Here is a 20,276-nt window from a genome sequence, read left to right on the forward strand (position 1 = left end):
GGAACACAGAGGAATTGGGGGAGTCATGCGGCAGAGGGGAACCGCCATCGGCCTTTCGTTTGCGGCTTTGATCGCGTTGAGCCCCCTTGCCGTGTCGACGGCCTCCGCACAGGACGGCAATTGCGTCCGCACCGTCCGCTCGATTTCCGACTTCACGATCCGCGGCGATGCCTGGACCTGGTGGGATCATGCTGCCGGCCAGTATGAGCGCGAACACCGCCCGGCCATCGGTTCCGTCCTCGTCTTCAAGCGCGGCGGCCATATGCGCCGCGGCCATGTCTCGCTGGTCAGCGCGGTGATCGACCGCCGCACCATCGAGGTCGACCATAGCTGGATCGACGGCGACGGTCTGCGCCGCGGCATGCGGGTGGTCGATGTGTCCCGCAACAATGACTGGTCCGCCGTCCGTGTCTGGCACGAGCCGACCGACCAGCTCGGCATGCGCGTCTATGCCGCCTATGGCTTCATCCTGCCGGACGGCGAGTCGGAGGCCCCGCGTGGCGGCCGCATGCTGGACGCCGGCGACCGCGGCATGGACCAGGGCTTCGCCAGCAGCCCGCGCGGCCGCGTCAAGGCCGATGGACCGCGCATGATGCAGGCCTCGCTGCAACCGCAGAAGGGCCACATGGTTTCAATTCCGGGCCGCAAGCCGCAGAGCCTGTCGGCCACCGCCGTCGCCTCCCGTACCCCGCAGAAGCCGCAGCGCATCGATGTCGCGGTTCTGCCGGCGCGCAAGCCGGCCGGCGCGCATGTCGTGCCGGTGACGGTCGCCGAACTGCCCAGCGGCCCGCATCGCGCCGCCGCCCCTGTGCGCAAGCCGGGTGTCGCCAATTCTGTCCCCCAGATGGCTGAGACCGGTGAACGTTGAGCGGAGTGTCCGTCAATAGTTCAGGGAGGGCGGGGCTTTGCTCCGCCCTTTTTGTTTGCGGCCATTATGTTTGCGCGGGCCGGCTGGCATGCGCCTCCGCCGGGCCCGCGCCAATCTTCCCGGTTTAGATCTTCCCGGCCAGGATCGCCGCCAGCACCAGCCAGCCGAACCAGCGGTTGGACTTGAACTTCTCCAGGCAGTCGCCCTGATCGTCGGGCCGCCAGGTCGCGACCTGCCAGGCCAGTTGCAGCGCCGCCAGCGACAGCACCGGCAGGAACAGCCCGCCGAGGCCCGCCAGACGCCCGGCGATGCCGATGCCGACATAGGTCAGCGTGTAGAAGCCGTAGATCCAGATCTTGCTTTGGTCGCCCAGGCGCAGCGCGGTGGACTTCACGCCGATACGGGCATCGTCCTCCTTGTCCTGATGGGCGTAGATGGTGTCATAGCCCAGCGTCCAGGCGATGCCCGTCACATAAAGCGCCAGCGCCGGCCAGCCGACGTCGCTCCGCACCGTGGCCCAGCCCAACAGGGCGCCCCAGTTGAAGGTCAGCCCCAGGAAGGCCTGCGGCCACCAGGTGATGCGCTTCATCAGCGGATAGGTGAAGACCAGCAGCAGCGACAGCACACCCAGCCCGATGGCGGTCATCCCCAGTTGAAGCAGGACCAGCAGCGACACCAGAAGCTGGGTGGCCAGGAAGGCCAGCGCCTGCCGCACCGACACCTGTCCGGACGGGATCGGGCGCGAGCGGGTGCGCTCGACCATCGCGTCGAACTTGCGGTCGAGGATGTCGTTGACGGTGCAGCCGGCGCCCCGCATCAGCACCGCGCCGACGCCAAACAGCGCCATCAGCCACAGCAGCGACGGCCAGTCCCGGAAAGGCTGCGGCATGGCCAGCGCCAGGCTCCACCAACAGGGAAACAGCAGCAGCCAGGTTCCGATCGGGCGGTCGAGCCGCGCGAGCGTGACATAAGGGCGCAGGCGGGCCGGAATCCGGCGGGCGATCCAGCCATCCTGGCGGATATCGGTGTAGCCGGACTGGGGCAGAGTCGGGCCGGAGAATGCTGTGGGCATGACGGCGGTGCTTCCGCTGTGCTATGGAGATGACGGAACGGGCGATGGCGGCGAGGGTATCGGGCCGCCACCGGCGCGGCAAGCGTGGCGCGCCAGATGTTATGCGCCAAGTGTGGTGCGCCATCGGACGGAGAAGCGGGTTCCGGTGGTGGTGCGGCGAAAGGCACCGCCGTGGACCGTCGAGATTGCAGTTCCGGGACTTGCACGCGCCAAAATCGTACCAATACTGTTTCTTAGTTTGAACTTCAGTGGTTTGCAATCCTAAATGGACCTGAGCGCAACACCGGACCGTTTCGCCATCGTCATCGATGACGAGTCGATCATATTGGCCGGGATGGAGATCATGCTGGACACCTGGGGCTATCAGGTGCTGGCCGCCGAGGATGTCGAAACCATCCTGGCGAAGCTGCCCGGCTGTCCGGTTCCAAATGTGATCCTGTCCGATTACCGGCTGCGCGACGGCTGGTCCGGCATCACCGCCGTGCGGGCGGTACGCGAGGCCTGCGGTGCGGCCATCCCCGCCATCATCCTGACCGGCGACACCGGGGCGGAGCTGCTGGCCGCGGCCCAGGCCGACGGCATCCGCATCCTGCACAAGCCGGTGCAGCCCAACGACCTGCGCCGACGGATCGACGCCCTGATCGCCGCCGCCTGACCGGACCTTCCCCTGCGTTGCCTCCGGCCTTGCCCATACCCGCATGGCTGGTGTCTGGCCTGCTGACTTGTCCACCCGCGGCCGGCTATAGTCGGCGCCGCCCCGCGGAGACGAAGACCATGGCCGACCCGATCAAGACCCGCCTCTATGTCGACAGCCCGCTGGCCGAAGGCCAGTCGGTCGGGCTCGATCATGAGCGCGCCCATTTCCTGCGCCATGTCCTGCGGCTGGACCGCGGCGACGCGGTCGCCGTGTTCAATGGCCGCGACGGCGAATGGCGGGCGGTGATCGACGGGTTCGGCAAGGGCTGGTGCTCGCTGACCCTGGCCGAACAGCGCCGCGAACAGGACACCGGCCCCGACCTGTGGCTGGTCTTCGCGCCGCTGAAGAAGGGGCGCATCGATTTCGTCGCCGAAAAGGCGACGGAGATGGGAGTGTCCCGCCTCTGTCCGGTCTTCACCCGCCGCACCGATCCCAACCGCGTCAATCTCGACCGGCTGCGCGCCAACGCGGTGGAGGCGGCCGAACAGTGCGAGCGGCTCAGCGTGCCGGACCTGGCCGACGCGCTGCCGCTGGACCGCGCGCTGGCCGCCTGGCCGGCCGAGCGCCGGCTCTATCTGTGCGCCGAGGCGGGGGCCGCCCGTCCCATCGCCGAGGTGCTGCGCGACGCCGCCGCCGGACCGGCGGCTCTGCTGGTCGGGCCGGAGGGTGGCTTCGACCAGTCGGAACTTGACGAACTCGCCAAACTCCCCTTTGTTGTTCCGGTGGGGTTGGGTCCGCGTATCCTGCGGGCCGATACGGCGGTGGTGGCGGCGCTGGCTTGTTGGCAGTCCTTGGCCGGGGATTGGACTGCCGGGGGAAGCGACCGGCGTCCGCCTTTCCGCGCGCCGAGCCCTTAACCGGCCGTCATCCGGCCGTTCCTCCGTCCACTTCCCGCGAGAGACTTCATGTCCGCACCCCCGACCACGCGCGGCGAACCCATCACCGACCGCCGCCAACTGGCGGCCTATCTCGAATCCGGCTGCAAGCCGGCGCCGGACTGGCGCATCGGGACCGAGCACGAGAAATTCGCCTACCGCACCTCTGACCTGCGGCCGCTGACCTATGACGGACCGGACGGCATCCGTGAGCTGCTGACCCGGATGACCCGTTTCGGCTGGCAGCCGGTGGAGGAGAAGGGCAACATCATCGCCCTGGTCCAGGACAAGGCCAACATCACGCTGGAGCCCGGCGGGCAGGTCGAGCTGTCCGGCGCCCCGCTGGAGACCCTGCACCAGACCTGCGCCGAGGTGCATCGCCACCTGCGCCAGGTGAAGGAGGTCGGGGCCGAACTCGGCATCGCCATGATGGGGCTGGGCTTCCAGCCGAAATGGACGCGCGGCGACATCCCCTGGATGCCCAAGGGCCGCTACAAGATCATGCGCGACTACATGCCCAAGGTCGGCTCGCTCGGCCTCGACATGATGACGCGGACCTGCACGGTGCAGGTCAATCTCGACTTCTCCTCCGAAGCCGACATGGTGAAGAAGTTCCGGGTGTCGCTGGCGCTCCAGCCGATCGCGACGGCGCTGTTCGCCATGTCCCCCTTCACCGAGGGCAAGCCGAACGGCTTCCAGAGCTTCCGCAGCCATATCTGGACCGACACCGATCCGGACCGCACCGGCGACATCCCCTTCGTCTTCGAGGACGGCTTCGGCTTCGAGCGCTATGTCGATTATCTGCTCGATACGCCGATGTATTTCGTCTATCGCGATGGCGCCTACATCGACGCGGCGGGCCAGTCATTCCGCGATTTCCTCGACGGCAGGCTGCCGGCGCTGCCGGGCGAGCTGCCGCTGATCACCGACTGGGCCGACCACACCACCACCGCCTTCCCCGAAGCGCGTCTGAAGAAATATCTGGAGATGCGCGGCGCCGACGGCGGCCCGTGGCGCAGCCTGTGCGCGCTGCCGGCCCTGTGGGTCGGGCTGCTCTATGATCAGGTGGCGCTCGACGCGGCCTGGGATCTGGTGAAGGGCTGGACGATGGCGGAACGCGCGCATCTGCGCGCCGAGGTGCCGCGGTCGGGCCTGCGCACGACGTTCCGTGACGGGACTGTGCGCGATGTGGCGCTGGAGATGCTGGCGATCGCCCGCGACGGTCTGGCGCGGCGCGCCCGCAACGACAATTGGGGCGACGACGAGACCCACTTCCTCGACACGCTCCAGCTCGTCGCCGAGACCGGCCGCAGCCCCGCCGACGAGCTTCTGGAGAAGTTCAACGGCCCCTGGGGCGGCAGCGTCGATCCGGTGTTCAAGGAATACGCGTACTGAGTGGTCAAATGGGGGCTGGCGTCCGTGCGTCAGCCCCCGTTTTTACGCCGCCACCGGCGCATGGGTGATGCAGCTCTTGGAGCACACCTTGGAGCAGCTTTCGCAGCCGATGCAGTTGGCCGCCTCCTTGACCGTCATGATCTTCTTCTCGGCCTCGTCGTCGAAGGCGTCGACGATGTCGCCATCCTCGGTCAGGCCGATCATGTCGAGCACGCCGCGCCCGCAGACCTTGAAGCAGCGGCCGCAGCCGATGCACTGCTTCTGGTCGATGGATTGGACGAATTTCGGGGTCCAGCTCTGACCACCGCGGGTGGTGCCGGTCAGGAATTCTGCCATGGGGAATGCTCCTCTCGGGGAAAGGGTGCGCCTAAGCTCTTCTTTGGCGATGGAGGGTTACGCCGTCTCCAGCGCCTTCAGCGCCGCCCGCTTCTCCGTCAGGGTTTTGAAGGCGTCATAGGTCTCCTGCGCCACCGTCAGGATGGACTGCCAGTTCTGCGGCAGCTCTTCCGACAGATCATGCAGATCCATCTTCTTCTGGGTGGCGCGGGCGTTCAGCTTCTTGATCTCGTCCTTCAGGGCGTCGATGTCGCTCATGGTCGTGGTCCCGGTCGATCAGAGGTTGGCGACATCGGGATATTCCCGGATCAGCTCCACCGCGTCCTCGACCAGCTTGGCACCGTCGGCGGCCAGCTTTTCGATGCTGGGGAAGCCGAAGCGGTGGACGTCGCGCAGCGTCTTCGACACCACCACCAGCCGCCCGGTGGTGAGGATCATGCGGCCGAAGCCCTCGTGGCTCATCTTCATCATCGGCGAGGCCATCATGCCGGTCCGCTTCTCCACCGTGACGCCGACCGCCTTGTAGAACAGTTCCAGCCGCCACAGCGTGTCGGGGTCGGGATCGCCGATGATCGGGATGGCGGCCCGCGCCTCCCTGTCCAGGATGAAGGGGGCGAGCAGGGCCTCGTCGGGCTTGCCTTCCCAGGCGCCATAGCTGTCCTCGGCACGGAACAGCAGCACCAGCGTCTTCACGAACTGGTCGGCGACGGATATCTCGGCCACATCAGCCATGCTCAGACCTCCTCCTCGTCGAAATGGAATGCGGGCGTCTCGCCCATCGCCTTGCGCAGCCAGGGCGGCGGGTTGCCGTTCAGCGTCTGGACCAGCTTGTCGAGCAGGGCGGGGATGGCTTCGGTCGCCTCGACCTTCACCGGATGGATCTTCTTCGCCACCACGCGGGCGGCGGCCGAGGCGCCGATGGCCGACAGATAGAGGATGGCGACGTCGGCCAGCGCCTCCAGCTTGGGCACCAGCTTGTCCTCGTTGCCGTCCTCGAACATCGAGCCGCCGAACTGGAAGGTCTCCAGAAAGGCATGGCCCTGGCGGTCGACCTGATAGACGGCGATGTTCTTGGCCCAGCCGAAATGCGCATCGACATGCTGCATGTCCTGGGTGCAGAAAGCGACCTTCATCGATCCTCCTTTGGTCGGGCGTGGGGCCTGCACCACGCTCAGACGGCGTTGCATCCGCATGATCCGCCTCCGCAGCCGTGGGATTCCCCGTGGTGGTCGTCGTCGTGGCCCTGACCGCCATGACCGTGCTCGTGGTCCATCTCGCGGGCGAGGAACCGGTTGCCGATGTCGCATAGCAGCTCGCGCGTGCCGCGGTAGCCGACCTGGACCCGCAGCCCCGCCCCCAGCCGGTCGAACATCGGCAGGCCCATGCGGTGCAGCGTCACGCCGATCCGGGCCGCCCCCTGCCGCCCGTGCGAGTTGGAGACGATCAGGTCGGCGTCGCGCGCCAGAGTCTCCACATCGGAATGGTCGCCGACCATGATGGTGGCGGCCTTCAGCCGCTCCAGCACCGGGCTTTGCGTCGGCGACACCGCGGCGACCACCTCCGCCCCCATGTCGGCGAGGAAGCCGGTGACGGCGTAGAGCAGGTCGGGCTCCAGCGCCACGGCGATGCGTTTGCGGCTGAAGAAGAAATGCCCGTCCAGCATGGCGTCGACCAGGCTCTCGCGCTGGCGGCGCAGCCGGGCGGGAACCGGCTTGCCCGACAGCTCCATCAACAGGCGGATCAGCTTGTCCGACGCCTCCAGCCCGGTCAGCCGGCTGAAGAAGTGGCTGGGCACGTCGGTCTTGAGCTCCAGCGCGTTGCCGGCGATGCGCATATGCTCGCCGACCACGATGGTGGCGGCCGACGCGCCCATGGCGCGGATCTGATCGACCGTCACGCCGCCCAGCGAGGTGGCGGTGAAGTCGGTCGGCTGGCGCCCCGCCATCGACAGCGACAGGTCGGGCAGCAGGATCGGCGACAGGCCGAAGCCCTCGATGATGTCGCGCAACTCCTCGACGTCGCCCGGCGACAGGTGGCTGCCGGCCAGCACATTGACCTGGGTCGGGATGCGCACCGGAGAGGGTTCGACCAGCCGCTCCACCATGGCGGTGACGGCGGCGGCGAAACCGTCCTCGAAGCCGCCGGCGAAGTCGGGGGTGTTGGCGAAGACCAGCGCGGTATCGGCCAGGTCGGGATTGCGCTGGCGGAACAGCGTGTATTGCCCGCCCATATCCTCGCCCTTGGTCTCGGTGACGCCGGTGGTGGCGACGCCGATCATGGCGGGCTTGTTGCGCTCGATGATGGTGCGGATCGCCTGTTCGAGATTGTCGTAACCGCCGAGGATGGTGGCGACCTGATCCATCGCCGTGGTTTGCAGCGGGATCGCCTCGCGGAAATGGCGGACCAGCAGGACCAGCCCGAAGGCGGTGCAGCCCTGCGAGCCGTGGAACAGCGGCAGGCAGCGGTCGATGCCGAGATAGGCCAGCGCCGCCCCCAGCGGCTGGCTCATCTTCAGCGGGTTGGTCGAGGCGGCCTTGGCGGCGGAGGGGAAGCGCTGGATGTGGGACATCGGCCTTACTCCGCGGCCATCGAAGGCGTCAGCAGGGTGGAGGAGGGGCCGGACTCCCATGGCGCCGGCTGGCGGACCTGCCGCCAGATCGGGTTGGACAGCGTCTTGTCGATTTCCTCACACAGGTTGACGATGCCGTCATAGCCGGCATAGGCGTGGTGGCGCTCCTGGTTGATGTCGAGCCAGGGAACCTTGGCCTTCAAGGAGATGAACTGCGAGCGGCCGCCGGACATCATGATGTCGGCCTGGTTGTCGGCCAGCATCTTGTGGATGTCGCGCGGCTTCAGATCGTCCCACTGGTGGAACTCCTCGCCCTTCATCTTCCTGATGCGCTCCTTGTCCTCCTTGGTCGATTTCTTGGTCGAGGTGCCGAGGATGGTCAGCCCGGCGCCTTCCAGCGCGCTGACCATCGACCAGCTCTTGACCCCGCCGGTGAACAGCAGGACGCGCTTGCCGTCGAAGCGCGGCTTGTAGGGTTCCAGCCGGCGCCAGACCCGGCTCTCCTCGCGCGCGATCACGCCTTCGGCGCGGTCGATCAGGCTCTTGTCGGCGCCGCGCTCCACCAGCATGCGGGTCATGGTGCGCAGCGTGTCCGACATGTCGGAGACCCCGTAGAAGGAGCCTTCGAAATAGGGGATGCCGTAGCGCTCCTGCATCTTGCGGCCGACATTCACCAGCGCCTGGCTGCACACCATCATGGTGACGCGGGCGCGGTGGGCCTGCGCCACCTCCTGGTAGCGGCCATCGCCGGAGATGCAGGACAACAGGCGGATGCCGATCTCGTCCAGCAGCGGCTTGACCAGCCACAGCTCTCCCGCGAGGTTATATTCCCCGATGATGCAGACGTCGGTCGGGGTGGTGTGGTCGGGTTCGACCGTGCCGATGACATGGTCGAGCAGGGCCTCCCCGGCCAGCTTGTTGCCGAGATTCTTCGATCCGACGAAGCCGGGAGCATCGACCGGGATCACCGGTTTGCCCAGCTTCTGGCTGGCGAATTTGCACACCGCGGCGATGTCGTCGCCGGTCATCGCCGGCACGCAGGTCTGATAGACGAAGACCGCCGGCGGGTCGTATTGCTGAACGATCTCCTTGATGGCGCGGTAGAGCTTCTTCTCGCCGCCGCCGATGACGTCCAGCTCCGAGAGATCGGTGGTGAAGCCGGTGCGGTAGAGTTGCGAGCCCGAGGATTTGGCGCCGCGGTTGTCCCAGCTGTTGCCGAGGCAAGCGATCGGGCCATGGACGAGATGGGCGGCGTCGGCGATCGGTTGCAGCACGATCATCGCCCCGTCATAGGCGCAGCCGCCGGCCGCCGCCCCCGGCTTCAGCGATTTGGTGCAGCCCTTCTTCTTCTCCTTGGCCGACTTGGCCTGGTTGGTCGCGCAGCCCGGTTCGTTGAAGACATCCTGGATCTTGTCCTGGAGCATGCCCGCTTCTCCCATCCTGGCGCCGGAAATGGCTCTGGGGGAAGAGATGCAGGGGGCGTGCCAACGCATAAGATATTGATATAAAACACTATCTCTGAGCAGGTCATTGTGCGATACCCGACAATGGCGGGCTTTGTAGGGTATCGCACAGCGTCGCCCACGGGGCCGTGTCGGTTTCGCTCCCGGCGCGGCGGTTCAGCGGGCCAGCACCCGGGCGGCGTTCTTGGTCTCGGAAACCGCCGACGCGCTCCGCATGTTGGTCGACATGTCGCCGGTCGCGGCGCTCTGTTCCACCACGGCGCCGGCGGAAACGGTAACGAATTCCAGCGGATTCGACATCGATTGCCGGATGGCGCCAAGCGATCAGACGACCTCCACCAAGACTGTCTGCATTCCTTCGATCTCCTTGGAAATCTGCGCGGTCGCGTTCGCCGATTGGTTGGCCAGATTTCTGACCTCGTTGGCGATCGAGCTGATGACATCGACGATGCCACCCATCGCCTTGGCGACCTCCGACAGTCGTCCGGCATCATTGTGACGGTGCTATTGGTTTTGAAAACAGGCGCATGCGGGAAATGCAAGAAATCCGCCCATGCCGTCCTCTTTCAGGGGCGATGGATCGGAGCGGGCATGACGATGACCTCATCGACGCTGTCGATGATCCGATACCACGTCCGCCCGCAGGGAGGACGGCCGTCAGGGGATTTGGGACGGGAGCCGGGATCGGAGTTCAATAAGCATCAGACAGACTCTGGCCTTTTGATTTCTCGTGCGACCGCTCCGGGGGGTGAGCCGGGGCCGGCATCAAGGGGGATGCCGGCTTCGACGGACCGGCCGTCAACTGGCGCGAACCTCCTGGATGAAATGGTCGACCTCGGTCGACAGCCGCGCCGCTTCGTCGAACAGGGCGGCGGCCGCGTCCAGCACCTGCTGGGCGGCCTCGCCGGTGCCGTGCGCAATCTCCTGGACGCCGCCGATGTTGCTGGAGATCTCCTGGGTGCCGATGGCGGCCTGCTGGATGTTGCGGGCGATCTCGCGGGTCGCGGTGTTCTGTTGTTCCACGGCGGAGGCGATCGTCGCCGAAACCTCGTTCACCTGAGTGATGATGGTGGCGATGTTCTGGATGGCGTCGACGGCGCTGTCGGTCGCCATCTGCATCGCGGAAATCTGGGTGGAGATTTCCTCCGTCGCCTTGGCCGTCTGGGTCGCCAGCCCCTTCACCTCGCTGGCGACGACGGCGAAGCCCTTGCCGGCTTCCCCGGCGCGCGCCGCCTCGATGGTGGCGTTCAGCGCCAGAAGATTGGTCTGGCTGGCGATCTGGTTGATCAACTGCACCACGGCGCCGATGTCGCGCGCCTGCTCCGCCAGCATCTGCACATTGCGGGAGGCTTCGTCGGACCGCTGGGTCGCCGCCCGCGCCACTTCGCCCGATTGGGTGACCTGACGCGAGATCTCGCCGATGGAGGCGGTCATCTCCTCCGCCGCCGCGGCGACGGTCTGGACATTGGCCGACGCCTCTTCCGAGGCGGCGGCCACCAGGGTGGCGCGGTTGCGTCCGTTCTCCGCCATGCCCGACAGATCCTGGGAATTCGCCTTCATCCGCCCGGCCGATCCCGTCACCTGTCCGACGATGGCCTTCACCTTGGCTTCGAAGCTGTCGGCCATGCGGTTCAGCGCCTCGCGCTTTTCCTCCTCCGCCCGGGTCCGCATGAGGTTGACCTCCTCCTCCATGGCCCGGTTCTGGATCAGGCTTTCCTTGAAAAACTCCAGCGACCGCGCCATCGCGCCGATCTCGTCCCGGCGGTCGAGGTCGGGAATGGCGACATCCAGCGTGCCATGGCTCAGCCGTCCCATGGCGTCGGTGATCCGCAGGATCGGCCGGGCGACGAAGCGGCCGATCAGCAGGCCGAGCAGCGGCACGACGAAGAGGATGGTGCCCAGGGTGGAGACCGTCAGGACCTTCGCCAGCAGAGCGGTCGGCGCCAGGATCTTGGCGCGGTCCATCGACACCCCGACATACCAGGTGACGCTGGGCAGATTGCGGATGCGGAAGAAATGCACCTCGCGGTCATCGCCGGTGTCGATCACCGCTCCCTCCGCCGGCTTGTGACCGAAGGGTTTCAGGACGGCGTTCGCATCGGGATGGACCAGGATCTGGCCGTCGCCATCGGCCAGGAACAGGAAGCCCTTGCCCTCCAGCCCGAAGGAGCCGAGGAAGCCGACGAGCATGTCCAGCGTCAGGTCGGCGCCGGCGACGCCGCGCAGCTTGCCGGCGGTGACGAGCGGCTTGGCCGCGGTGACCACCAGCTTCTTCGTCGTCGCGTCCTGATAGGGTTCGGACAGGGTCAGCCCCTTGGCGGCGACGGCGGATTTGTACCAGGGGCGCTGGCGCGGGTCGTAGCCCGCCGGCGGCGGCACCGGGTTGAAGGTGGTGAAGCGCCCGTCCGCCTCGGCCCCGAAATAGACCTCCGAGAAGGTGTCTTGCAGGATCGGCCTCGATACGATGGGGAGGAGAGTCGCGTCGGCGGCGGTGGCGATGTCGTCGGCGACCAGACGGATCAGCATCAGACGGCCTTCCAGCCATTTCTCGATACCGTCGGAGGCCGCTTCCCCGGCCGTCCTGATCTTGCCGTCGATCTCGTCGTCCAGCGATCGGGAGGAGATTTCATAAACCCACAAGCCCAGCGCGCCGACCGAAAGCGTGATCAGGATGGTCGCCGCCGCGAGAATCTGATGAATGAATTTCCGCGGCTTCTGCCCATTTCCGGAAATGGACGTCGACTGGGTCATGCTGTCTCCCAAGGTCGGAATGCGTCTTGCGCCGATCGACGAAGGACCGATCCGGGAGAGTATAAGGTCAGCGGACAGTGATGGGACCCGCCAAAATCAAGTCACCGGTACAATTCATATATTTGAAACATTGAGCCTTCGGCATCATGGATGCATCGTTCCCTTGCGCAGGAGGCCGCTCTATTTCCCGATCCCGGCGCATATTGATTGCTGTTCGGGATAATTATCCAGCGCAGCGATTCAAGAGGCTGACTCTTTGAGGGCTATGTTTGCCGGAGACCATCCCACCCATGATGATGGCGGCATGGCGCCATCATCATGGGTGGGTGACATAAAGAAAGCCGGGAGGCGCCGTCGCGGGCGCTTCCCGGCCTGAGGGAGCCGGCGGGCCGGAGGGATGGAAACCCCGGCCCGTCGGGTGGGCTGCAAGCGATGCTCTGGAACCGCCGTCCTGAACAGCCGGTCAGCGGATCAGGTCGAACGAGTAGTCGGTCTGGCCGACGATGTTGGTGTTGGCGTCGATGTCCTCGAAGATCCGGTCGAGGATGCGCACCAGCACGTTCAGCGCGCCCTGGTAGCCCCAGGTCGGGTAGCGGTGGTGATGGTGGCGGTCGAAGATCGGGTAGGTCAGGCGGATCAGCGGAACCTTGGTGTCGCGCTCCAGATACTTGCCGTAGCTGTTGCCGATGATGTAGTCCACCTTGTCGGTGAAGATCAGCGAGCGGAGGTGCCACAGATCCTTGCCGCCATGGGCGGCACCCGAGGCGCCGAAGGGCGAGCCGTCCAGCGCCTTCTGGACCTGCTTCTCCCACTTCTTGGAGCCGGAGGTGGAGAGGATGTGCACCGGCTCCGCGCCCAGCTCCAGCAGGAAGCGGGTCATGCCCAGGCAGAAGTCCGGGTCGCCATAGACGGCGAAACGCTTGCCGTGCATGTGGGTGTGGCTGTCGGCGATGGCGTCGACCAGACGGCCGCGCTCCAGCTTCAGGCTGGCCGGCACCGGCTTGCCCGACAGTTCCGCCAGCTTCAGCAGCAGCTCGTCGGTGGCGGTGACCCCCATCGGGTAGTTGAACTTGGCGACCTGCTGGCCCTTCTCCTTGCAGAATTGCAGGGTCTGGGTCGTGTTGTATTCCTGCATGGAGAGGGTGGCCTTGGCGTGCAGGGCCTGCTTGGTCTCCTCGATGGTGGTGCCGCCGTCATACATGCGGTACTCGCCATCCATCGGCGTGTCGAAATTGTCGGACACGTCGGACAGGATTTGCAGCTTCACGCCGAATTCGCCGGCGATGCGCTTCAGTTCGCGGTTGTTGCCGACGGCGAAACCGTCGAAGCCGGGGATCAGGTTGATCTGCTCGGTCTTGGGCGTGTCGAAATTCTCCGACGTGCCCCAGAAGTTGGTGAGGATCCCCTTGATCATGTTGTCGTAGCCGACGATGTGGCTGCCGACGAAGGCCGGGGTGTGGGCGTAGGGTACCGGGAAGTCGGCCGGCACGCTGTCCTTGTTCTTGGCGTTGGCGATGAAGCCCTGCAAATCGTCGCCGATCACCTCGGCCATGCAGGTGGTCATCACCGCGATCATCTTCGGCTTGTAGAGCGCATAGGCGTTCGCCAGCCCGTCGATCATGTTGTTCAGGCCGCCGAACACCGCCGCGTCCTCCGTCATCGACGAGGAGACGGCGCTGTTCGGTTCCTTGAAGTGGCGGGTCAGGTGGGTGCGGTAATAGGCGACGCAGCCCTGGGAGCCATGGACGAAGGGCAGGGTGCCCTCGAAGCCCTGGGCGGCGAACATCGCGCCGATCGGCTGGCAGGCCTTGGTCGGGTTGATGACCACCGCCTCACGGGCGAAGTTCTTCGCCTTGTACTCTTCGGACTTCGTCCATTCGGAGACGCGGGCGACCTCCTCGTCCGAATGGCCGTATTCGAACTCGGTCTTCTTCTTCTCGAACATCGCCGCGTATTCGGGCTGCCGGAAGAGGGTGTAATGGTCGAGGACCTTGTCGGCGCTCTGCGAAAGCTTGTCGGTCATTGTCGAATTCTCCTGTTCCAGAGGCCGATGGTCAGAACGGGGCCTTCATCACGCCCCAGACGGGGTTGTTGATGGCCAGGTCCATGTCGCGGGCGAAGATCGCGAAGCCGTCATAGCCGTGATACGGGCCGGAATAATCCCAGCTGTGCATCTGGCGGAACGGCAGGCCCATCTTCTGGAACACGTATTTTTCCTTGATGCCCGACGCGACGAGGTCGGGACGCAGCGCCTCGACGAACTTCTCCAGTTCGAACGCGGTGACGTCGTCGTAGATCAGCGTGCCTTCCTTCACATAGTGCGGCGTGCGCTGATAATCGTCGTTGTGGGCGAACTCGTAACCGGTGCCGATGATCTCCATGCCGAGGTCATGGTAGGCGTCGACGACGTGGCGCGGACGCAGGCCGCCGACATAGATCATCACCTTCTTGCCGTTGAGCCGCGGCTTGTACTTGGCGATGACCGCGTCGATCAGCGGCTGGTAACGGGCGATGACCCTCTCGGCGTTCTCCTTGATCTTGTCGTCGAAGAGAGCGGCGATCTTGCGCAGGGACTCGGCGATCTGGCTCGGGCCGAAGAAGTTGTATTCCATCCACGGAATATTGAACTTCTCCTCCATGTGGCGCGCGATGTAGTTCATCGAGCGGTAGCAGTGGATCAGGTTGACCTTGGCCTTCGGCGTGTTCTCCAACTCGGCCAGCGTGCCGTCGCCCGACCATTGGGCGATCACGCGCAAGCCGATCTCCTCCAGCAGGATGCGGGACGACCAGGCGTCGCCGCCGATGTTGTAGTCGCCGATGATGGTGACGTCATAGGGGGTGGAGACGAAATCGGCCTTGGGTTCCGTCTTCTCGAACACCCAGTCGCGGATGGCGTCGTTGGCGATGTGATGGCCCAGCGACTGGGACACGCCACGGAAGCCTTCGCAGCGCACGGGGATGACCGGCTTGCCGATTTCGGCCGACTTGGCGCGGGCGACCGCCTCGATGTCGTCGCCGATCAGGCCGATCGGGCATTCCGACTGGATCGAGATGCCGTTCACCAGCGGGAACAGCTCGTTGATTTCCTCGATGACCTTGTGCAGCTTCTTGTCGCCGCCGAAGACGATGTCCTTCTCCTGGAAGTCGGAGGTGAAGTGCATCGTGCCCCAGCTGTCGACACCGGTGTCGCCGATGTAGTAGTTGCGGCGGCCGGACCAGGAATAATAGCCGCAGCCGACCGGACCGTGGGAGATGTGGATCATGTCCTTGATCGGACCCCACACCACGCCCTTGGAGCCGGCATAGGCGCAGCCGCGGATGGTCATGACGCCGGGGATGGACTTGACGTTCGACTTGACGCCGCAGTCCTTGGCCTCTGCCTCCAGCACGTTCAGGTGCTTGGCGCGGCGCTTGCGGGATTTTTCGGGATAGGCTTCGAGGACTTCGTTGACGAGGTTCTTGACGTCGACCGTGGTGTTCTCGGACAGGCTCATAGCCGGCCTCCTGCTTGAATGTTCGCGCCGCTGCAGCGCGTGACCGAGCCCCTCCCTCCCTCGCCGTCGCCCCTGTGCGTGCCCCCTGGGCATGCCCTTTCGGGGGTGTGTTGGGTCGGCGTTGTGCGGGGCTGGGGATGGGGCCAGTGTTCAGGCGGTCCCCCCCGCGCGGGCGGCGCGGGGGGGCCGGTAGGCAACCGTCGCTACGCCCGGGGTCAGGCGCCGGCCTTCGCCGCCTCCTTGGCGGCCAGTTCGGCGAGCTGCTGCTCCTCGGTCTTCATGATGCCGAAGTCCATCAGCATCTCTTCCAGCTCTTCCATGGTGATCGGGGTCGGGATGCAACCCTGGCCGGAATTCGCATGGATCTTGTTGGCGAGCGCGCGGTATTCGCCGGCCTGCTTGCTGTCCGGGGCGTATTCAATGACCGTCATGCGGCGCAGCTCGGCATGCTGGACGATGTTGTCGCGCGGCACGAAGTGGATCAGCTTGGAGCCCAGGCGCTTGGCCAGCGCGTCGGCCAGATCCCATTCCTTGTCGGTCTGGCGCTCGTTGCAGATCAGGCCGCCGAGACGGACGCCGCCGCTGTGCGCGTATTTCAGAATGCCCTTGGCGATGTTGTTGGCGGCGTAGAGCGCCATCATCTCGCCGGACATGACGATGTAGATTTCCTGGGCCTTGTTCTCGCGGATCGGCATGGCGAAGCCGCCGCACACCACGTCGCCCAGCACGTCGTAGGACACATAGTCCACGTCGTCATAGGCGCCGTTCTCCTCCAGGAAGTTGATCGAGGTGATGACGCCGCGGCCGGCGCAGCCGACCCCCGGCTCCGGGCCGCCGGACTCGACGCACTTGATGTTCTTGTAGCCGACCTTGAGAACGTCCTCGAGCTCCAGATCCTCGACCGAGCCGGCTTCGGCGGCCAGATGCAGGACGGTGTCCTGGGCCTTGGCGTGCAGGATCAGGCGGGTCGAGTCGGCCTTCGGATCGCAGCCGACGATCAGGATCTTCTGATCCAGCTCGACCAGCGCGGCCAGCGTGTTCTGAGAGGTGGTGGACTTGCCGATACCGCCCTTGCCATAAAAGGCGATCTGACGCAGAGGCGCTTTGGCCATGTGGGTCGCTCCTGTGCTTGGGTCGTGGAAGTGTGGTCCGATCCGGTGCGGCCGGTTCCTGGCCGCTTCGGATGACTTGGATTGCACGACCCGTGCCAGAGCGAGAAACATCCTTAGGTTATTGGTTTTATTGAGTTATTTACTGTACCGGCATTCCCTCTCTCTTTGTCGGGGTCCCGACATACACGACAAAGCCCGACATTTTGTCTGGTCTTTACCGCCCGTCGCCCAGCGCCTCGCCGGCGACGACGATGCGGAGCGCCAGCTCCTCGACCGCCTCGTCGCGGTCCATGTCATAGAGCAGCTGCGCCAGCAGCCGGCCGCGCGCCAGCAGGCGGCGGGCCAGCGCCGGATCGGCGGGCTTCACCAGAAGCGCCGCGACCAGCCGTTCGCCGGTAAGGCGGGCGAGCGCGTCACAGCGCTCGACCAGCCGCTGTTTCAGGGTATCCACGGCAGCCGGGCGGCCGGCATGGCTGAGGTCGGCGCAGAAATGATGAAGGCTGCGCAGTTGGCGCAGCAGGGCGGCGAACAGCAGGTCGTCCAGCTCGCCGCCGGCGGCGGCCTTTTCGATGAGATCGAACAATGTGTCGGAAAGCCGCCATGCCGCCGACAGCCAGTCGTTCATCGCCTTGCGGTCGGCCGGCTCGACGAAGGGGCCGGATTCCTCCTTGGTCTCCTCCTGGTCGTCGAGGTTGCGCAGCGCGATGACGATCAGCCCGTCGGCCTGGGCCAGCGTGGCGAGGCTGGCATGCAGCGCCTTCAGTCCGCGGTTGGCGACGAATCCCTCGATCGCCTCGGTGGCGCGGCGCAGGGAATAGCGGGCGAGCCGGCGCGACTGGTGGACGACGACCTGAAGCGCGCCGCCGCCGCCCAGCGCCTCCAGCGCCATCCGCCGCACCTCGAAGCGCAGCAGGGCGCGGGCCAGCCGGTCGATGCCGCCGACATCAATGGGGCGGTCGTCCCTGGTCAGCGCGTCGGCGGTGGCGCGGGCGTCCGCTTCGATGGCGGTGATCACCGCCTGGAGGTGGCTCTTGCCGCCGCCGCGCATCCGGCCGACCAGCGCCCGCATCGCCTCGGCGAGATCGACGGCGCCGGGCAGGCTTTCCTCATGGTCGGTGCGGCCGGCCACCAGCCGGTCGATCAGATGGTCACGCACCCCCGGCAGCAGCACGTCGGTGATGATCTGGCCGATCGGGCGCAGCAGCGCGTCGAGCATCCGCCCCTGCGGCTGGCCGACCAGCGCCGGCAGCGGGTTGACCGGCTTGGGCACCAGCCGCGGCCGGTGCGGTTCCAGCAGCTCCAGCACGGCGTCGCCGCGCAAGGGCGTGATGGCGCCGCGCAGCAGCTGGGAAAGGCGCAGGGCGGTGCGGGCCTCGGTGACGCCACGCGGCGGGGTGTCGCCGGGTGGGACCGTGTCGGGGGCGGATGTCCGGGCAGGCGTCTGCTCGGGCGCCGGCGTGGGGCGCCGGCGCCGGCTGTCGTCATACTTGGTCGGCCAGAAGGCCATGCGGGTGCCGCCGGATCGTAAGCGTCGCTGTAGCTGAGTATGGGGACGCAATGCCTGGCTTCAAATGGACAATGTTGCGACATGCGGCGACACGGCCCCGGCGGCCTCCCTCGGCGGTCATGGCGGTAGGGGCTTGGCACGCGCCGGCTTATGCAATATCCATATTCATAGTAATGATATTTGGGCGGAGCTGGCGGGCGTGGCGGATGGGAGCGTGATGGGCGATGCGGACGGGCGGGCGGCCGATACCGAAACGTCACCCGAGTCGCCCGATCAGTCGCACGATCATCCGGGGCTGGAGCTTCTGGCCCAGCGCGCCCACCGCACCAACCTCGTCAATGTGCCGGCCGCCCTGCTGTGTGGCGAGGCCTACAACGACGAACCGCGTCGCCTGCGCATCGGCGCCACCCGTAGCGAGCATGCCGCCCTGTTCGAGGCGTTGGATGAAAGCCCAGACGCGCTGACGGCGTCGGACCTCTTCCAGCGCTACATGGCGGAGCTGTTCGGGGTGAATCCCGATTTCTCCGGGGCGGAGGGGGCGGATGGGCGGCGGCGCTTCCGCGCCAGCTATCTGCGTCTGCTGAAGGGCTGGATGTTCGACAGCAACCGGGCGGAGGGGGCGGTGCTGAAGGGCTGGGTCGAGAGCCGCTTCGGCCTGCTGCCGACCTTCCATGGCGAGCCGATCCGCCGCTTTTCCTCCGACGCCTGGGCGGCCTATGGCGAGCAGAAGCAGTCGACCCGCTTCCACAACAACAACATCCACCTGCAACTCGATCTTCTGTATGAGTTCTGCCAGTGGACGATCCGCCGCGGCTGGCCTGACGCCCCGATGCCCAACTGGGCCTCGCACATCCGGCTCTACCGCGGCGTCAATGATTTCGCGGAGCATCATGTCGTCGCCCGGCCCGACAAGCGGACGGCGGTGCTGCGGCTGAACAACCTGTGCTCCTTCTCGATCGACCGCGACATCGCCGGCCAGTTCGGCGACCACATCCTGGACGCCTGGGTGCCGTTGTCCAAGCTGGTCTTCTTCCGCGACATCTTGCCGCGCTACCCATTCCAGGGCGAAGGGGAGTATCTGGTGATCGGCGGGGATTACCGGGTGGGTGTGTCGCTTCTCTGACAACCTCAAGGCCCGGCGACGGCCTGTGGGCCGGTCGCGGGGCGCACCAGGAAAGGGCGGGCTTTCGCCCATGGCATGACCGATCCGACGATTCCGACGCCCGAAATCCGCTCCCCCGAAATCCGCTCCCCCGAAATCCGCTCCAGGGCGCTCGGCGCCTATCTCGGGCTCGCCTGCGGCGATGCGCTGGGCGCCACGGTGGAATTCCTGACCAAGGGCGAGATCGCCCATCAATATGGCGTCCACAAGCACATCAAGGGCGGCGGCTGGCTGAAGCTCGCCGCCGGCCAGGTGACTGACGATACCGAGATGTCGCTGCATCTCGGCCGCGCCATCCTGTCGGGGCCGGAGTGGGAGGCCCGCCGCGCCGCCGAAGAGTTCGCGGTCTGGCTGAAATCCGTGCCGGTCGATGTCGGCGACACCACGCGCCGCGGTATCCGCCGCTTCATCATGCACGGCACGCTGGAGGAGCCGGAGACCGAATACCATGCCGGCAACGGGGCGGCGATGCGCAACCTGCCGGTGGCGCTGGCGACGCTGGGCGACGACGCGGCGTTCGAACGCTGGTCGGTGGAGCAGTCGCGCATCACCCATTGCAACCGGCTGTCCGACGCGGCGGTGATCGCGCTGGGCCGGATGGTGCGGCGGCTGGTGCTCGGCGGCGGCATCCTCGCCGCGCGGGAGGAGGCGAACGCCCTGATCGCCCGGCACCGCCAGTTCAAGTTCGAACCCTATCGCGGCCTGTCCACCGCCTTCGTCGTCGATACGGTGCAGACCGTCTTCCATTATTACTTCCAGACCGATTCGGTCGAATCCTGCGTGGTCGAGACGGTGAACCAGGGCGGCGACGCCGACACCACCGGCGCCATCGCCGGCATGCTGGCCGGCGCCACCTATGGCGTGGAGTCGATCCCGCCGCGCTGGCTGCGCAAGCTGGACCGCGAGGTGCATGACGAGATTTGTCAGCAAACCGACGCGCTGCTGGCCCGCGCGCCGCTGTTCCGGGGGAGATGA

20 protein-coding genes are annotated in these 20,276 nt (G+C 66.2%); 6 read left to right on the plus strand and 14 right to left on the minus strand.

The window, feature by feature from the left end:
• Window positions 1–91: 91 nt before the first annotated feature.
• Entirely contained in the window at window positions 92–868 is a 777-nt protein-coding gene (locus tag AZL_RS03970) for a CHAP domain-containing protein (RefSeq protein WP_247894265.1), read from the plus strand.
• 124 nt (window positions 869–992) lie between these two features.
• Here AZL_RS03970 and ubiA read toward each other — a convergent pair whose 3' ends face one another.
• Entirely contained in the window at window positions 993–1,940 is a 948-nt protein-coding gene (ubiA, locus tag AZL_RS03975; RefSeq protein WP_012973381.1) for a 4-hydroxybenzoate octaprenyltransferase, read from the minus strand.
• Between the two features lie 265 nt (window positions 1,941–2,205).
• Between ubiA and AZL_RS03980 the strand changes: the two genes are divergently transcribed.
• The 3 genes from AZL_RS03980 (at window position 2,206) to AZL_RS03990 (ending at window position 4,907) form a co-directional block, all read left to right on the plus strand.
• On the plus strand, window positions 2,206–2,595 hold the full coding sequence (locus AZL_RS03980) for a response regulator (protein WP_012973382.1): 390 nt from the start codon (window positions 2,206–2,208) through the stop codon (window positions 2,593–2,595).
• Between the two features lie 119 nt (window positions 2,596–2,714).
• The gene (locus tag AZL_RS03985) at window positions 2,715–3,494 is read left to right on the plus strand and encodes a 16S rRNA (uracil(1498)-N(3))-methyltransferase (RefSeq protein WP_012973383.1); all 780 of its coding nucleotides are present in this window, start codon (window positions 2,715–2,717) and stop codon (window positions 3,492–3,494) included.
• Between the two features lie 48 nt (window positions 3,495–3,542).
• A complete protein-coding gene (locus AZL_RS03990; RefSeq protein ID WP_012973384.1) occupies window positions 3,543–4,907 on the plus strand; it encodes a glutamate--cysteine ligase in 1,365 nt (454 codons plus the stop codon).
• A 42-nt stretch (window positions 4,908–4,949) separates the two neighbouring features.
• On the opposite strand, the gene fdxB is transcribed toward AZL_RS03990, so the two are convergent.
• From fdxB to AZL_RS04045, 13 genes are all read right to left on the minus strand, one after another.
• On the minus strand, window positions 4,950–5,243 hold the full coding sequence (fdxB, locus tag AZL_RS03995) for a ferredoxin III, nif-specific (RefSeq protein ID WP_012973385.1): 294 nt from the start codon (window positions 5,241–5,243) through the stop codon (window positions 4,950–4,952).
• A gap of 57 nt (window positions 5,244–5,300) precedes the next feature.
• Window positions 5,301–5,501, minus strand: a complete 201-nt coding sequence (locus tag AZL_RS04000; protein WP_012973386.1) for a CCE_0567 family metalloprotein — start codon at window positions 5,499–5,501, stop codon at window positions 5,301–5,303.
• A gap of 18 nt (window positions 5,502–5,519) precedes the next feature.
• Window positions 5,520–5,975 carry a NifX-associated nitrogen fixation protein gene (locus tag AZL_RS04005; protein WP_012973387.1) on the minus strand — a complete coding sequence of 152 codons (456 nt, stop codon included), beginning with the start codon at window positions 5,973–5,975 and terminating at the stop codon, window positions 5,520–5,522.
• A 2-nt stretch (window positions 5,976–5,977) separates the two neighbouring features.
• Window positions 5,978–6,436: a nitrogen fixation protein NifX gene (gene nifX / locus AZL_RS04010; protein WP_247894266.1), complete on the minus strand. Its 459-nt coding sequence runs from the start codon at window positions 6,434–6,436 to the stop codon at window positions 5,978–5,980.
• The gene (nifN, locus tag AZL_RS04015; protein WP_012973389.1) at window positions 6,415–7,812 is read right to left on the minus strand and encodes a nitrogenase iron-molybdenum cofactor biosynthesis protein NifN; all 1,398 of its coding nucleotides are present in this window, start codon (window positions 7,810–7,812) and stop codon (window positions 6,415–6,417) included. The genes nifX and nifN overlap by 22 nt, the downstream gene beginning before the upstream one ends.
• A 5-nt stretch (window positions 7,813–7,817) precedes the next feature.
• Window positions 7,818–9,236, minus strand: a complete 1,419-nt coding sequence (nifE, locus tag AZL_RS04020; protein ID WP_012973390.1) for a nitrogenase iron-molybdenum cofactor biosynthesis protein NifE — start codon at window positions 9,234–9,236, stop codon at window positions 7,818–7,820.
• Between the two features lie 195 nt (window positions 9,237–9,431).
• Entirely contained in the window at window positions 9,432–9,575 is a 144-nt protein-coding gene (locus tag AZL_RS36680) for a hypothetical protein (protein ID WP_193760102.1), read from the minus strand.
• Window positions 9,576–9,599: 24 nt separating this feature from the next.
• Window positions 9,600–9,734, minus strand: a complete 135-nt coding sequence (locus tag AZL_RS37380; RefSeq protein WP_256373229.1) for a hypothetical protein — start codon at window positions 9,732–9,734, stop codon at window positions 9,600–9,602.
• A gap of 339 nt (window positions 9,735–10,073) precedes the next feature.
• Window positions 10,074–12,026 (minus strand): methyl-accepting chemotaxis protein, encoded by a 1,953-nt coding sequence (locus tag AZL_RS04025; RefSeq protein ID WP_012973392.1) that lies wholly within the window; start codon window positions 12,024–12,026, stop codon window positions 10,074–10,076.
• Between the two features lie 463 nt (window positions 12,027–12,489).
• On the minus strand, window positions 12,490–14,049 hold the full coding sequence (gene nifK, locus AZL_RS04030; RefSeq protein ID WP_012973393.1) for a nitrogenase molybdenum-iron protein subunit beta: 1,560 nt from the start codon (window positions 14,047–14,049) through the stop codon (window positions 12,490–12,492).
• A gap of 31 nt (window positions 14,050–14,080) precedes the next feature.
• Window positions 14,081–15,520: a nitrogenase molybdenum-iron protein alpha chain gene (gene nifD / locus AZL_RS04035; RefSeq protein ID WP_012973394.1), complete on the minus strand. Its 1,440-nt coding sequence runs from the start codon at window positions 15,518–15,520 to the stop codon at window positions 14,081–14,083.
• 215 nt (window positions 15,521–15,735) lie between these two features.
• Entirely contained in the window at window positions 15,736–16,632 is an 897-nt protein-coding gene (nifH, locus tag AZL_RS04040; protein WP_012973395.1) for a nitrogenase iron protein, read from the minus strand.
• 214 nt (window positions 16,633–16,846) lie between these two features.
• On the minus strand, window positions 16,847–18,139 hold the full coding sequence (locus AZL_RS04045) for a hypothetical protein (RefSeq protein WP_012973396.1): 1,293 nt from the start codon (window positions 18,137–18,139) through the stop codon (window positions 16,847–16,849).
• A 199-nt stretch (window positions 18,140–18,338) separates the two neighbouring features.
• Between AZL_RS04045 and AZL_RS04050 the strand changes: the two genes are divergently transcribed.
• Together AZL_RS04050 and draG are read left to right on the plus strand one after the other, a co-directional pair.
• Window positions 18,339–19,262 (plus strand): NAD(+)--dinitrogen-reductase ADP-D-ribosyltransferase, encoded by a 924-nt coding sequence (locus tag AZL_RS04050; RefSeq protein ID WP_012973397.1) that lies wholly within the window; start codon window positions 18,339–18,341, stop codon window positions 19,260–19,262.
• A gap of 120 nt (window positions 19,263–19,382) precedes the next feature.
• Entirely contained in the window at window positions 19,383–20,276 is an 894-nt protein-coding gene (gene draG / locus AZL_RS04055) for an ADP-ribosyl-[dinitrogen reductase] hydrolase (protein WP_162470994.1), read from the plus strand.

It is taken from the genome of Azospirillum sp. B510 (assembly GCF_000010725.1).
Taxonomy (GTDB): Bacteria; Pseudomonadota; Alphaproteobacteria; order Azospirillales; family Azospirillaceae; genus Azospirillum; species Azospirillum lipoferum_B.